Source organism: Syntrophomonas sp. UBA1041 (genome assembly GCF_002316705.1).
Lineage (GTDB): Bacteria > Bacillota > Syntrophomonadia > Syntrophomonadales > Syntrophomonadaceae > DTU019.
This window is the reverse complement of sequence record NZ_DCEA01000107.1, coordinates 40,260-53,747: the sequence shown is the minus strand read 5'-3', so window position 1 is coordinate 53,747 and position 13,488 is coordinate 40,260. Positions and strand designations below refer to the sequence as shown.

Below are 13,488 nucleotides of genomic sequence, written 5' to 3'. Positions count from 1 at the left end.
GCAGAGTATTGAATTAAAAAATCGGCAATAGAATCTTAAGGCCTTTGAGGTACGGCAGCGATGCAGCAACTTCGCCGGAGCCGTCCTGATTGTTGTGTTAAAGAACAAGTTTTTGTGGGAAAATAAGGAATGTATACATATGCCCAGCAACACAAAAAGGAGTGGGTTCCGATCAACATAAAGACCAGAAAAGACCTGATACTGTTAATAACCTACGCTGCCGTCCTGATACTGGTGGTAATCAATTTCGGCCCCATAATCAAGGCTCTGGGACGGTTTGCGGCTTTGTTTAAATCTCTGTTCATCGGCATAGCCATCGCCTTTGCACTTCACAAACCATGCCAGTATATAGAGATGCTTATGCGGAAGATGTTCCTGAAAAACAGCAGCCCCGGCTTGACCCGGGGATTGGCGGTGCTCAAAACCTATTTTCTGGCTTTGCTCGTTATAATTATTCTGATGCTCTTCATTATCCCCCAATTGATCGAGAGCGTTCGCCTGTTCGCCGCCAACATCGAATCCTATCTGGAAAATACGCAGAGCTTACTCAACCAGGCCGCCAAACTGCTGCAGATCGCCCATATCGACCTGTCCGAACTGGTGGATCGCCTGTATGCCTTCTTGAACCAGTTCACCAGCAATCTGGGCGGCCTGTTGGCAGGGATCATCGGCGTCACCGCCGGAGTATTCGGTTTTCTTGCCAACCTGCTCCTGGCGGTGATCTTCTCCATTTACCTTCTGAGCGGCCGGGAGAAAATCCTGGTCAATTGCAGGGCTGTAGCCCAGGCTTATCTGCCCCCCGCAATATACGGCAAGGCACTGTACCTCTATCGGGTCACCGTGGACAGCTTTGACAAATATGTCTACGGTCAGCTGGCAGAAGCGGTTATTCTGGGGGTGCTTACCTTTATCGGCATGGTCATTTTCGGATTCGAGTATCCCTTAATGATCGGCACCCTTATCGGCATCACCGCCCTGGTGCCCATTGTCGGCACCTATGTCGGCGGTTTTATAGCTTTTCTGGTCTTGCTCATGGTTTCACCGCCACAGGCCTTGTGGTTTCTGGTGTTTCTAATCATCCTGCAGCAGTTGGAAAACAATCTCATCTATCCCCGGGTGGTGGGCGACAGCCTGGGGCTCCCGGGCATCTGGGTCCTCCTGGCAGCCATCGTGGGAGGAGGCCTGGCGGGTCCGCTGGGCATCCTCCTGGGCGTACCTGTGGCTACCGTGTTCTACAAATTGCTGAAAAACGATGTCCGGGAAAGAACGGCTATTGAAGAAGCCTGAGGTGCAAAGCAATCAAATACTGTGAAAAAGATTCCGGTCAGAGGGCCGGCACGATAACCGGCAGCTTCAGAAAATTGCTTGAATCACATACTGCTGCGCCGAGCTGGCGCTTGCATTGTAATTGGCTCATCAACTGCTCAATATTATTCAAAAACATTAAAACAACTTATCGCGTTTTTCGTTCTCCGAACTGGCTTGCTTGACGGCGACAAATCCCCCGGTACGTTTATATTTTACGGCCTGAATCTCGGCCATTGCCGCCAGGGCTATTTCTGCCGCCAGCTGCCCTCCCAGATCGAGGCCGATGGGTATGTGCACCCGCTCGACCAACCGCCTGTCGGTCCCCAGTGTCTCCAGAGCGCTGAAATATGCGGTGACCTTCCGTTTATTGCCCATGATTCCGATATAACGGGCCGGGGAATCGATAACCGCCACCAGGGCGTCTTTATCGAATTCATGGTGGTGGCTTAACAGTACGATGCTGGTAGCAGGAGTGATGGGGTATTGCTTGAGCAGCTGCACGATGTCCCCGACGAGCAGATTACCGGCCTCCGGAAACCTTTCTCTGTTCAGCATCTCGGGATTATCGTCTATCATGGTTATGTTGTATCCCAGGATCAACGCGAATTTATAAAGGTTAAAGGCAACATTGCCCGAACCGACTATGATAAGGCGGTCCCCGGTTGGCATCAAACTTGAGCTATCGGTTTGGGTTGCTTCCATGCAAAACTCCTTATATCCTAAAAGCCTTTACTTCTTATTTTCCATCTGCCCAGACTAATCATCGCACTATCCATGAATATGCCTTAGAATGACAGCATTATGCCGGGTTATATCTAGTTTACTCAATATGACTGGTTTTTTGGCATTTATTATTACTTATTTTCAGTTATCCGTATTGATGCTTACCAGCGGAAACCCTGAAATGACACCATATTTTGTCACAAAGTGTATTATTTATTTGGCATGGCCCTGGTTGAAGCCGGAGTCATAACTGGCAGCAGCCAGCAGCTCAAGCCGGACGCAACCACCCCCGGGCCCAGACGGCACAGGTGCTCTACAACCTGTTGACCAAACAGATTTAGTTTAAGCGTAAGCAACCCGACAATCATGAAAAGCCAGCAGCTCCTCCAGGGGATCTGCTGGCTTTAGCCATGCTTGTTCTGTTTTGCGCTCTGCGTTATCCACTCCAGGGCTGGTCCTCATAAGCCACCCTGTCTTCCAGCCTGACCGGACCGTTCCAGACGTAGACATAAGCCCGGGTGGTCCTGCCGTCTGCCATCACTACCCTGACCCGCTTGCGGTTATAAAGTGATCCATTGTCCTCCAGGATATCGATCTTATGTAAGGTCTTCCAGTCTATGCCGTATACCTCTCCCCGGACCTGCTCCCCCTTTTCGGGAACTACACCGGGATAGCTCCCCAGGCCGTAAAGGGCGTAACCCGAAATAACGCCATTGCCCAGGAACTTGTGCCCTGTGAGAAATTGTTGGTGATAATGTCCGCCTCTCATCAAGGTGCCGTATACGAATACCCGAATCATGTTATCTGCCCCGTATCACTTTACAACTCATTTCAGGCTGCTTTAAAGGTGTGAGCAGTTTATCTGCCTCGGCGAATACCGGTTCCGCTCTTAGTTTCTTACCCCGGAAACCGCCCAAGCAGGACTGCTGTAATATTCCATGCCGGTGAAGCTATTCCCGTCAGCAGCCATGGTCACAGTAAATTCCCATTCCGATACCGGGTTGGTGGTGGAAAATTTCCCGCTCAAGGTATTGCCGGCAACAGTACCGGCAAAAGCCTTCCCGGATTCGCTGTCATATCCGAAATAACCGCTGACAGCGGTACCGTCTTGGGTTAAGACCAGCTTCATGTCTCCCATATCTTCATCATTGACGACCATGTCCCAGGTGCCGGAGAAGTCGGCGGTTTCCACTGCCGCAGGAGGAGGAGTTATGTTGTCGGGGCCGTATTCAATAGTTATGGTTTGCGTAGGGCCGTCCCAGGCAACTTCAGAACCCAGATTTTCGGTGATAAACCGCAAGGGCAGCATGGTCCGGCCTGTTGACGAAATAAACGGAGCCGCTTCCAGGGTTTTAGTGTCTCCGTTGACTGAGGCCTGCAGACTGCCGATAGTGAGTTCAATTATATTGTTATTAAGCGAAATTGACACTTTTTGCTCCTGGCCGTTCCAGCTTATTGTACCACCCATGGACTCGATAATGGAGCGTATCGGGACAAATGTGCGGCCGTTCACGATTACCGGTGCAGTACCCATGCCAGGGTCTATTTCCTGGTCAACCCCATTTACCGATGAATTCGGCTGACCTACCTGCAGAATAATAGTCACATTGGGGTCATCTGCTGCCTGAGCCTGCGATGACAGGCCGCCAGCGGGCAGAAGCCAAACCATCAAAATCAAAAGTCCGGACAACAATAACAGGGTTCTCTTCATAACCTTTCCTCCTTGATGTTTTTTAATGGAAGGTAAACCTGCAAACAGTGATGTAAAAGACGGGCCTGATTTTCCTTCTTTTTCTATCTTATAATAAATATGGTCAATATTGAATCATTTGCCCGGAAATGTTAGCTATTTCCCTTGCAGAAGGCGTATAAATTGACGGGCCTCACCAGGAGGTATTTTACACCCTGCCATCTTTATTCTACACTTTCCCTATTTTGGTAATTAAATGTAACAACCTGCTAAAGCAGCGCATAGCATGGATTAAACCATATTTGTATTTGTTAAAAGATAGAATGTGTTTCATGAAAGGAGGAAGCGTATTAATGGTCTATCCAGCTCACTGGAAATATATTCCCCATTGCGTTCCGGGCAAGGCGGATTCAGATTCATGCATTTTCGCCAAACATCCTAAACCTCAAGGGATAATATTGGAATGTGGAACAAGTCCTCAGGCGGCCATATTTGATCCCAACCAAACAGAACCTGTAACTGTAGTCTTAGACAGGGTTACAGTGGATACCACCTGCCTATGCAGGCCGACTGTTAAAATTGAGTTTTCCAGTCTGGTATTCTTCGATGTCGCACTGGAGACTCCGGAACCGCAAAGAAGCTTTGAATTGATACTGACCTTTACATTAGTAAGAAAATGCAATGGAGTCGAAGATATATTAAGAACATGGACATTCCAGAGGTTGGTTGAGTTCATTCCGGTTGCAGGGAAAATCATTGCGGATTGGAGAGAAGAGACTCCGTTTACAGTGACTTACTGTGACCGGGCCTGTCCTGGCTGCTGCACATATGAAATGAGGGTGACATCAACCAGAATCAATGACGCCTCCGCTGCACCTGACTTTGATGCTGTAAGGGTAACATCTCCTGACATCAGCGCATTGGCTCAGGGTCAATGAAATCAGGCTCTGACTAAGTTCTATTTAGAAACCCATCTCATTTTTAGAGGCCAAACTATATAATAGCGATTTAGGGGCAGATAGCTGTTGCGGGTTATCTGCCCCTTAGCGTTTACCCACTTCCTGCCGCTGCGACAACACAACCGGGCAGCATAGTAGTCCGCCCTGTAAACATCACCATGACATTATGTCGATTCTTGACATTTTTTATCAATAAGTATATATTTAGGAGTATATATTTTAGTTTGGTTTCCTAAATATTCGGGAGGCAAAATAAATGTCAGACAACAATCATGTCATCAACGACCTGGAGCACCTCTTCTGGTCTCTCAACCAGATACTCAACCAGATCACCAAATGCTACCTGGCTGACAAAGGCCTGTCAATGCCCCGTTTTTGGGTACTCAGGCGCTTGAGCCTGGAAAAACCCATGACCATCGGCGATCTGCATCGCCAGATGTACCTGGCCCCGGCCACCATTACAGGGCTGGTAGACGGGTTGGTGGAAAACGGCCTGGTCAATCGTTACCGGGATGAAACCGACCGGCGGGTGGTCTATTTAAAGCTCACCCCGCAGGGCAAAGCCCTGGTAGACGAGGTTTTAAATTACCGCATCGCCAAGCTGAAAGCCGCCCTGGGAAGTCAGGGCAATGTCGATACCGCTCAGCTGCACTCCTGTCTGGAAGGCCTTTATGATTGGCTGCATGATTCTGTTCGCAAAAAATAATTAAGGAGATATCACCATGAGTCCCAATAAGGATAACTACAAATGGCTGGCTCTGTCCTGCACAACCCTGGGCACTTTATTATCCAGCCTCAACGCCAATACCCTGATGGTCGCCCTACCGGTGATATCCAGAGACCTGCATTCTTCTTTGGCCACTATAATGTGGACCATGATGATCTACATGCTGTCCATGACCATCCTGGTGCCGTCTATAGGAAGGGTAGCGGATATGATTGGGCGCAAAAAACTGTATGTGATCGGTTTTGCGGTATTTGCCTGTTCTTCTCTGTTGTGCGGGATAGTCAGCAGCGGCGGACAGCTGGTGGCAGCACGCTTCATACAGTCTATAGGCGGCGCACTAATGCTGGCAACCAGTACCGCCATCGTTGCCGACGCTTTTCCGCCTTCACAACTGGGTTTCGCTCTGGGGATCATACTCATGGTATTTTCGGTCGGGAGCGCGATCGGCCCAATAGTGGGCGGTTTACTGGCCTCCTGGAATTGGCGCTGGATATTTTTCTTCAATTTTCCGCTGGGTATTATCGGTACCATCTGGGCGTGGGCGCAGCTCAAAGAAATAGTGAAACTCCCTGAAGGGCAGCGTTTTGACTGGTCCGGAACCATGCTGTTCACCGTCAGCCTGAGCATGATCCTGGTGGCCCTTTCTTTTGGCGATGGGGTCGGCTGGCTTTCACCTTTAATAATAGGCGGGATAATTGGGGGCATTCTCATGATGGGCGCCTTCATCTATGTAGAAAACCGGGTTGAGCAGCCCATGCTGGATCCGGTTCTGTTTAAACAACGCCACTTGGCCGCCGCCTATGCCTGCAACCTTTTAAACGGCATCGCCCGGGGCGCGGTTCCGTTTCTGATGGTATTCTTTTTTCAGGTCATCTGGAGCATACCGCCGCTGCAGACGGCTTTTATGCTGGTGCCGTTTGCTCTGGCCATGATGATCAGCGCCCCCATCAGCGGACGTCTTTCGGATAAATACGGTTCCCCGGGGCTGAGCACACTGGGTCTGACTGTCGCCGCCGCGGGCGTATTGGGTTTAACACAACTGGAGTTTGATTCTCGCATGGGAGTGATAATATTGTGTATGGTTCTCACCGGCCTGGGTTCGGGATTGTTTTTCTCTCCCAACAGTAATGCCATCATGCAGGCAGTTCCTCCTCAACGGCGCGGCATCGCCGCCGCCACCAGAACCATGTTGAACAACGCCGGCTCATTGATCAGCATGGCCATAGGCCTGGCCTTGATAAGTTCCAGCATGTCGTCTGAAGCCATGCAGGCATTGCTGACCCATACCCAGGTCGGCTCTGAAGGGATAGTTATCAGCAGTTTCCTGGACGGACTGCGCCGGACCTTCTGGCTGTCCTTCTTTATATGCCTGGGCGCGGTAGCAACCTCACTATTGCGCAGTCCCGGCAAAGCTGTACATCAAACCGGTACTCAGATGCAGGATAACCCTGTGCCCGAAAGACCTTAAACCGGGTTTGATTTTGCATCGGATACAGCGGCTTTTGCCTGCACGGGCCGGAAAGCGCCGCTTCTATCACTCCTGCCAGCTTGGGTTTGTCATCTGAAAAATGCCGGGCTTGCGCTGAAAGCTGCTCTCCGGGACGATTTTGGCAGCTTTTCTGGCGGCCTGCAGATTGGCCAGATTCACTGTAGCTATGGATATTCCTTCCGCTCCCACGCCGGCGCCCAGCAATGTCTGTCTGAAGCCCGGGGTCCTTATGGGGCCGAATACGCCGCTGCCACCGAATTGGGCCACGTTGGACATGACAATATACTGATAGTAGCGATGGCTGTCGGCTATGCAACAGCGCTCATAAAGCTGGCTGTCAGGGTTGTTGGCCACGATGAAGAGCATATCCAGGGGCATATGGCAAGAATCGCCCCGGTTAATCTTATAGACGATATCGAAATGACTGTAATCATAACAAATCAACAGTCCAAAAGACCAATGCATGCCATATGAGAAACGCATGAGCTGGCTGCCTTTATCCATGATAAAATTGGCGGGCTTGCCGTTTACTGTTTCAGGAAGACGGGCATCATACTGCGATCGGGTCATTTTATTGTATTGGAAACGCTTTACTTCTCCGGTCTTGACGGGCACATAAATAAAACAGCGGTTTGAACCCTGGGCCATTTCCGGGGATTCCAGGGTTACAGGCTGGGGGTCGTATTCAACCCCGCCAATAACAATGGTATTGAATCTCCGGGAGAATTCCCTTATATCGGCCTCCATGGTCAGGGGAAGGAATACTTCGGGAAAGATCAAAAAATCAAGTTTTTGCCCGGATAATTCCAATTTTCCGGCCAGGAACTCCAAGTATCCCTGAATTTCTTTTATGAAGCGGGGGGCATTCGGCGAGCAGGAAATACAATAGAAATGATTGAGATAATCATCCTCGCTCATGCATTTCAATTGGGCAACACCTATGTTTAAGGCATCTTGATCATGGTTGGGAACATAACCCGATTCCGCAAGATCAACGTTAACCAGGTAGTCGGGTTTACCCAATTCCTGCTTATAGTGGGGATGTCCGTCCATCGAGTATTCTTCACTGGGCTGTATCGGGGTCCAGGGGCATCTGTTGTCCGCCGGATTGCGGCCCTGACGTTCTTTCTGGCGGAGCATTCGCAGCTCGGCAAGAGGAAGGTCAACCTCCAGAAAAGCGCTGCTTTCCCCTTGCGTATAGGCAACCGCCCCGCCTAGGGACAGGGAGGCCTTTTTGGGGCCGTTATAGCGAAATGGGGCAAAAACTCCGCTGCCTCCATAATTGGCAATATTCGATATAATCACAAAACAGGATAAGCGATGAATATCAGCCAGGGCGTACTGGATAAACAGGCGGGTTGCCGGGTTAAAGCAGGATACGACCAGAATTTCCAGATCATGTCGGGCAATTTCATATAAAATATCAGCGTTGGTATAATCATGACAGCTAATAATGCCGATATTTCCTATCGGGGTGAAAAATATATGGACTTCTTTACCCCGCTGGAGCTTTCCTTCAGCGTAAAATTTGAGGTCTTCCTCCGAGAAAGAAATCTGATCAATGATGACCGGGTCATTTCCCGGAGTAAATACCGCCGCTGAATTGGTGGCGGCACCACTCCCGGCATGTAAATAATGGCCCAGACGCGTAATGATGATTTGCTGACGGCTGTCGGCCTGCTCCTGAAAGATATCCAAAGACACTTTATTCCCAGGATGTTCAGAAATCAGTCCCATATCCGCCGTATCCGGGATCCGTTCCAGAAGGGAGCGCACATCGCTGCGCATTTCCTCCGGTTCCTGGCTGTGATCAAACCGGCCCGCATATATCCCCTGCCCCGCTGTTCTGCCGATGATCCGTTTAGGATATAGCTCTTGAACCAGGGCTATCTTGATATTATCCGCCGGCCTGCTCTCCCTGCGCACAAAAGAAAGCTGGTGCTTTGTGATCTGAAACACAGATGATTCCCCACTTTAATGTGTAATCCCATATGAAAAGCCTATCGATGATTTAAAGGTCAGTAGGTATTATTTCTGCGACCTAATCTGCTGCTATTTTCCATTATAACTGATTTCCGGTGGATCGGTATGACGTAAGGACCCATAATTGAAAACGATATGGCTGCCCTGAGAGGCAATGCTGGCAATTTTGCCTTCAAGGCAGCGAACACCGCTTCACAAGAGAGATAATCGGCACATCCCTTCAGCTTAGGATGATGGCGGGAGCCGTTCAGGAGAGATGATCATATCGGATCTATTCTTTGGCTACTTCTATGGCTTTGCGCAATACTCTTGTCCCATAACCAGCACGGCCAAACATATAAAATAAAAATTGCAAAAACACTTTTTGCGTTAGAAAAATCATGTTAAGCTGTTACCTATACTAAACAAAGGAGGCTAAACATGAAAAGAATCGGGATCTTTCTTCTGGTTAACCTCTTGGTACTGACTACCATCGTCATTGTTACCTCAGTTTTAGGGGTTAATCGTTATGTTACCGCCAATGGGATTGATTATTACAGTTTGTTGATCTTTGCGGCTGTAATCGGCTTCAGCGGAGCATTCATCTCGCTCTTTTTATCCAAATGGATGGCCAAGCAGATGATGCATGTTCAAGTAATCGATCCGGACAAATACCATAGCGCTCGGGAACAGCAACTGCTTAATATGGTTCATGGTCTGGCCCGCAAAGCAGGCCTGCAAAAAATGCCTGAGGTCGGTATCTATCCGTCTGGTGAAGTAAATGCTTTTGCAACAGGGCCTTCCAAAAATAATTCGCTGGTCGCAGTCTCTCAGGGCTTGTGCGATCGCATGAACGCCGATTCGCTAGAAGGCGTATTAGCCCATGAAGTTGCTCATATCGCCAACGGAGACATGGTCACTATGACTCTCATCCAGGGAGTAATCAACACGTTTGTGGTCTTCCTGTCCCGCATCGTCGCGTATACCGTGTCTATGTTTGTTAAAGAAGAAGCCAGAGGCATCGCCCACTTTCTCAGCATTATCATCTTCCAAATTCTATTCTCCATCCTGGGCAGTATCGCGGTGATGGCGTTTTCTCGTCGCCGGGAGTTTGCTGCTGATCAAGGAGGGGCATTGCTGGCCGGCAAACACAAGATGATTCAGGCTTTACAGTCCCTCCAGAGATCAGTCGACATGGTAGACAATCAACAAGAGGCTTTTGCTACTTTTAAAATCAGCGGAGAAAAGAAACATGGGCTGCGGCAACTTTTTGCCAGCCATCCCGGCCTGGAAGAACGTATTCAACGCCTGGAACAAGGGCGATAATCATTCACCTCGCATTATCAGCCTATTCAGATCCAAACCCCTGCTAATTTTATTTTAGCAGGGGTTTTTGACGGTCAGCGCAAACCTGCTGCCTTGACAATCCAGGGCTTCACTCATCACAGCCATGAATTTCCTTAGTTGGGCTCCCCGACCGGCAGGGCGTCGATCCATCCTTTGACTTGAGGATTCTCAGTCAGTTCGTAGGCCAGGGAGTAATAATATCGGGCTTCATCAAAGGACTGGGCTTCCCGGGCCTGATGACCCAGGGAAATGGCGATACTCAAGACCAAATCGTTAGCCCCGAATTGTATACCGTGATTGGCGAACAGCTCTGCGCATTTCTGAAAACTGGGCAAGGCCAACCTCCGCCCCATCTTATGCTGGATATATTTTAGGGCTGCCTCAGGGATCTGATTATCCTTGTCAAACCTGACGCTAAATGCGTACAAGGCAGTGGCCAGCTCATAATTCTCTTTCTCCACGTAATAATAGCCCAGGTTGCGGTAGCAGCGGGCCAGGTTCCTGGCGGTGTAAGCCTGATTGAGTGCTTTGAGGTTTATTTCCAGGTATCTTTTCAACTGCTGGTTCTGTTTATAGATCTCTCCCAGTTCGACAAGAGTCTCCACCTTGATGGGATTCCAGCGGTTCGACTTCAACAGGGCTTTGCGGGCTTCTTTGGGTCGTCCCATCTCCAGGAGCAGGTTGCCGTAGACCAGGTAGGTGTCGGCATATTCCTGGGGGACAAGACGGACTTCTTTTTCGGTATTGTAGAGCTTGCCATAGAGGATCTCCTCCAGCCGATTGTCGAAACACAGGTACTCATATTGGCCGTCCGATTCGAACTTGGGCGCGGTGGCGTCTATCTTCTCCACCAGGCTCTCCAAAAGGCTCAGGCCACCCTCGTAGTTGTTCTGCGCGATTTCATTCTGGGCCTCTTCCAGCACCACCCCCAGGACCTGGGTGTTGGTTGCCAGCATGTCGCTCAAGGCCGCCTTCTGGTCTTCGGGGAGCGCCTCAAATATCAGCCGCCCGATGCCCCAGGCCAGTTCCTCCGATAATTCATGTTCTTTGTATTTCCGCAATTGCTCCTGAAGATATATTATATCGATTTCCGCATCTCCGCTAAGATTCGACTTTATCTCCTGCATGATCTCCTCGTAATTCATTCCTATACCCCCGAATACTCATATTATTGTCATCCCGCAGTTTTTGTCTGTCATTGTCTATAATGCGGTTTAAAAAATGTTCTATTCCCCATATCCATTATCCTCCCCGAATGCAAATATTGACGGGATTATAGCGCGTATCTGCAGGATAAACAGGAAGCCGTCAGCCAAGCCACAATAACCTGACTGACGGCCACGTTGCCGTTTCTTATTAAATAAAAAATACTTTACCTTTGCCGTATACGATTCAACCTTCTGTCTTTTATTTCATAAACCACATCCGCCACATTATCAAGCAGCCGTTTGTCGTGGGTGATAAACACGATCGTTCCAGCATAGCCTTTCATCAGCGCTTCTAAAGCCTCCAGGCCGGGCAGGTCTAAAAAGTTACCGGGTTCATCCATTAGCAGGATATTGTAGCGACCCAACAGCATTTTGGCCAATAGCAGTTTAATGATTTCGCCACCGCTCAAAACAGGTAACTTTTTACCGACATCATTGGGTCCGAAACCCATTGAAGCCAAAACGGAACGGATTTCGGAGATGCTGTAGTCGCACTCCTCCCGCAAGAATTCCAGCACTTCTAGATTGCAGTTGCACTTATAACCATTTTGGGCAAAATGACCTATCACAGCCTTGGGAGAAACCTCGATCCCCTCTTCCTGGTTTAAGATCATTTGCATCAAAGTCGTTTTTCCAGTACCATTACCGCCGGTCAGTGCCACTTTGGCTCCCAGGGGGATGTGGAAAGATGTGTTTTCAAACAATACTTTATCTCCATACAGCTTACTTATTTCTGTACCTCTAATCGGATATGGGTTATGGAGGGCCAAGGCCTCAGTCTGCCGAAAACGGATCCTGGCGATGCTTGCTGGAGCTTCCACATCTTCAAGGGCGGCAGCCCTTTGTTCCATAGACTTGGCCGCCTTGTGAAGGGTTTTTTGCTTGCTTCCCATGGACTTTTGATGCCCCAGACGCCCACCGCTTTCAGAACTGTTTGGCTTAGCAGCACCCTTGGCCTTCTGATCTATCCTGCGGGCCTGCTTGCGCTTACCCTCAGCAGCTCGTGTCAGCCGGTCACGTTCCTCAACATACTGTTCATATTTGGCAGCCTGACTCCGGCGTTCCTCCTCTTGCTGACGAAGATAATCAGAATAGTTGCCCCAATACTCGGTAATCGTGCCGTTTTGAAGTTCCCATATTTTATCGACCACCTCATCGAGGAAATAGCGGTCATGGCTTACAACAAGTAATGCGCCGGAAAAACACTTCAATTGCCCGATTAAAAAATCAATTCCTTCGCGGTCTAAGTGACAGGTAGGTTCATCGGCAAAAAGACCATGCACCGGTTCCGATAGGGCCTGGGCTATTTTGAGCCTGGTTTCTTCACCGCCGCTCATGGTCTGTAGCTCTAATTGCTCAACTCCCAGTCTGCCCGTAAGAGCGAAATCCCTGGTCTCCTGCCAAATAGCCTCATCTAGCTGTGGGATGTAGGCAAATCGTCCCAACCGCTTGATCTTACATCCCGGCGGGGTTAATTCCCCCAAAAGAACCTTGAGCAAGGCGCTTTTTCCCGCACCATTTGCCCCCACCAGACCGATACGGTCATAATCGTACAGTACTAATTCATCGATATCCAGAATGTCACGTCCGCTGTATTCTACACAGACCTCTGTTGCTTTTATCAGTAATTCCATTTTCCTTCCTCCTGTGTGAAATTGCACGTTTTATAACTTGTTCGCAGGGAAAAACCTGCAATTTATACAGGAAGGACTACGAAAAGACATAATACATAAATGTGCCCCCTTTAACATCGGTCAGTCTTTTTGACAAAACCTGCTGATAGCTGGAACCAATCTGCTTGCGTTCTCAGGGAGGGCAGGCTTCTTGCTGCGGACAATAAAAAATGCAGCCTAAAACCGCAATGCGAGCTTTAGTCTGCATACCAATGTCTAACCAAGATGCCGGGGAAGATGGCACAACCCCAAACATCCGGACGCACTGTATCCACTTTCCTGATTCGTTCAAAATAAGCACAGCAAAAAAGCCCACCATTGTGGAGGTTATTGCAAGATTTTGAGCTGGCTTATCTTAAACGAATAGACCACATAGATATAATGTCTCCTATGATTTAAGTT

Annotated in this window: 11 protein-coding genes; 5 read left to right on the top strand and 6 right to left on the bottom strand. The window is 49.2% G+C overall.

Translation table 11 applies throughout. The annotated features are described in order from the left end of the window. The first annotated feature begins 129 nt into the window (after positions 1–129). Entirely contained in the window at positions 130–1,287 is a 1,158-nt protein-coding gene (locus tag B2633_RS15835; RefSeq protein ID WP_483171662.1) for an AI-2E family transporter, read from the top strand. Positions 1,288–1,443: 156 nt separating this feature from the next. On the opposite strand, the gene B2633_RS15830 is transcribed toward B2633_RS15835, so the two are convergent. The 3 genes from B2633_RS15830 to B2633_RS15820 form a co-directional block, all read right to left on the bottom strand. After that, entirely contained in the window at positions 1,444–2,010 is a 567-nt protein-coding gene (locus tag B2633_RS15830; RefSeq protein ID WP_483171661.1) for an XdhC family protein, read from the bottom strand. A gap of 457 nt (positions 2,011–2,467) precedes the next feature. Continuing rightward, positions 2,468–2,830: a gamma-glutamylcyclotransferase family protein gene (locus B2633_RS15825; RefSeq protein WP_483171660.1), complete on the bottom strand. Its 363-nt coding sequence runs from the start codon at positions 2,828–2,830 to the stop codon at positions 2,468–2,470. Positions 2,831–2,920: 90 nt separating this feature from the next. After that, positions 2,921–3,742, bottom strand: a complete 822-nt coding sequence (locus B2633_RS15820) for a stalk domain-containing protein (RefSeq protein ID WP_483171659.1) — start codon at positions 3,740–3,742, stop codon at positions 2,921–2,923. Between the two features lie 332 nt (positions 3,743–4,074). On the opposite strand from B2633_RS15820, the gene B2633_RS15815 reads away from it, so the two are divergent. The 3 genes from B2633_RS15815 (at position 4,075) to B2633_RS15805 (ending at position 6,875) form a co-directional block, all read left to right on the top strand. Next, on the top strand, positions 4,075–4,659 hold the full coding sequence (locus B2633_RS15815) for a DUF4489 domain-containing protein (RefSeq protein WP_481039760.1): 585 nt from the start codon (positions 4,075–4,077) through the stop codon (positions 4,657–4,659). Positions 4,660–4,936: 277 nt separating this feature from the next. Further along, entirely contained in the window at positions 4,937–5,386 is a 450-nt protein-coding gene (locus B2633_RS15810; RefSeq protein ID WP_483171658.1) for a MarR family winged helix-turn-helix transcriptional regulator, read from the top strand. A 16-nt stretch (positions 5,387–5,402) separates the two neighbouring features. Next, positions 5,403–6,875, top strand: a complete 1,473-nt coding sequence (locus B2633_RS15805) for an MFS transporter (RefSeq protein ID WP_483171657.1) — start codon at positions 5,403–5,405, stop codon at positions 6,873–6,875. Positions 6,876–6,941: 66 nt separating this feature from the next. Here B2633_RS15805 and B2633_RS15800 read toward each other — a convergent pair whose 3' ends face one another. After that, entirely contained in the window at positions 6,942–8,855 is a 1,914-nt protein-coding gene (locus tag B2633_RS15800; RefSeq protein ID WP_483171656.1) for a hypothetical protein, read from the bottom strand. Between the two features lie 444 nt (positions 8,856–9,299). Here B2633_RS15800 and htpX point away from each other — a divergent pair, with 444 nt between their 5' ends. Then, positions 9,300–10,184 (top strand): protease HtpX, encoded by an 885-nt coding sequence (gene htpX, locus B2633_RS15795; RefSeq protein ID WP_483171655.1) that lies wholly within the window; start codon positions 9,300–9,302, stop codon positions 10,182–10,184. A 134-nt stretch (positions 10,185–10,318) separates the two neighbouring features. Here htpX and B2633_RS15790 read toward each other — a convergent pair whose 3' ends face one another. Together B2633_RS15790 and B2633_RS15785 are read right to left on the bottom strand one after the other, a co-directional pair. Then, positions 10,319–11,350, bottom strand: a complete 1,032-nt coding sequence (locus tag B2633_RS15790) for a tetratricopeptide repeat protein (RefSeq protein ID WP_483171654.1) — start codon at positions 11,348–11,350, stop codon at positions 10,319–10,321. Positions 11,351–11,577: 227 nt separating this feature from the next. Beyond that, entirely contained in the window at positions 11,578–13,047 is a 1,470-nt protein-coding gene (locus B2633_RS15785; protein WP_483171653.1) for an Msr family ABC-F type ribosomal protection protein, read from the bottom strand. Positions 13,048–13,488 lie beyond the last annotated feature (441 nt).

Bases quoted from the DNA above. Each gene is read 5' to 3' on its own strand.
- htpX (WP_483171655.1), top strand. From the start codon at position 9,300: ATGAAAAGAATCGGGATCTTTCTTCTGGTTAACCTCTTGGTACTGACT.
- B2633_RS15805 (WP_483171657.1), top strand. From the start codon at position 5,403: ATGAGTCCCAATAAGGATAACTACAAATGGCTGGCTCTGTCCTGCACA.
- B2633_RS15785 (WP_483171653.1), bottom strand. From the start codon at position 13,047: ATGGAATTACTGATAAAAGCAACAGAGGTCTGTGTAGAATACAGCGGA.
- B2633_RS15830 (WP_483171661.1), bottom strand. From the start codon at position 2,010: ATGGAAGCAACCCAAACCGATAGCTCAAGTTTGATGCCAACCGGGGAC.
- B2633_RS15820 (WP_483171659.1), bottom strand. From the start codon at position 3,742: ATGAAGAGAACCCTGTTATTGTTGTCCGGACTTTTGATTTTGATGGTT.
- B2633_RS15835 (WP_483171662.1), top strand. From the start codon at position 130: ATGTATACATATGCCCAGCAACACAAAAAGGAGTGGGTTCCGATCAAC.
- B2633_RS15815 (WP_481039760.1), top strand. From the start codon at position 4,075: ATGGTCTATCCAGCTCACTGGAAATATATTCCCCATTGCGTTCCGGGC.
- B2633_RS15810 (WP_483171658.1), top strand. From the start codon at position 4,937: ATGTCAGACAACAATCATGTCATCAACGACCTGGAGCACCTCTTCTGG.
- B2633_RS15825 (WP_483171660.1), bottom strand. From the start codon at position 2,830: ATGATTCGGGTATTCGTATACGGCACCTTGATGAGAGGCGGACATTAT.
- B2633_RS15790 (WP_483171654.1), bottom strand. From the start codon at position 11,350: ATGAATTACGAGGAGATCATGCAGGAGATAAAGTCGAATCTTAGCGGA.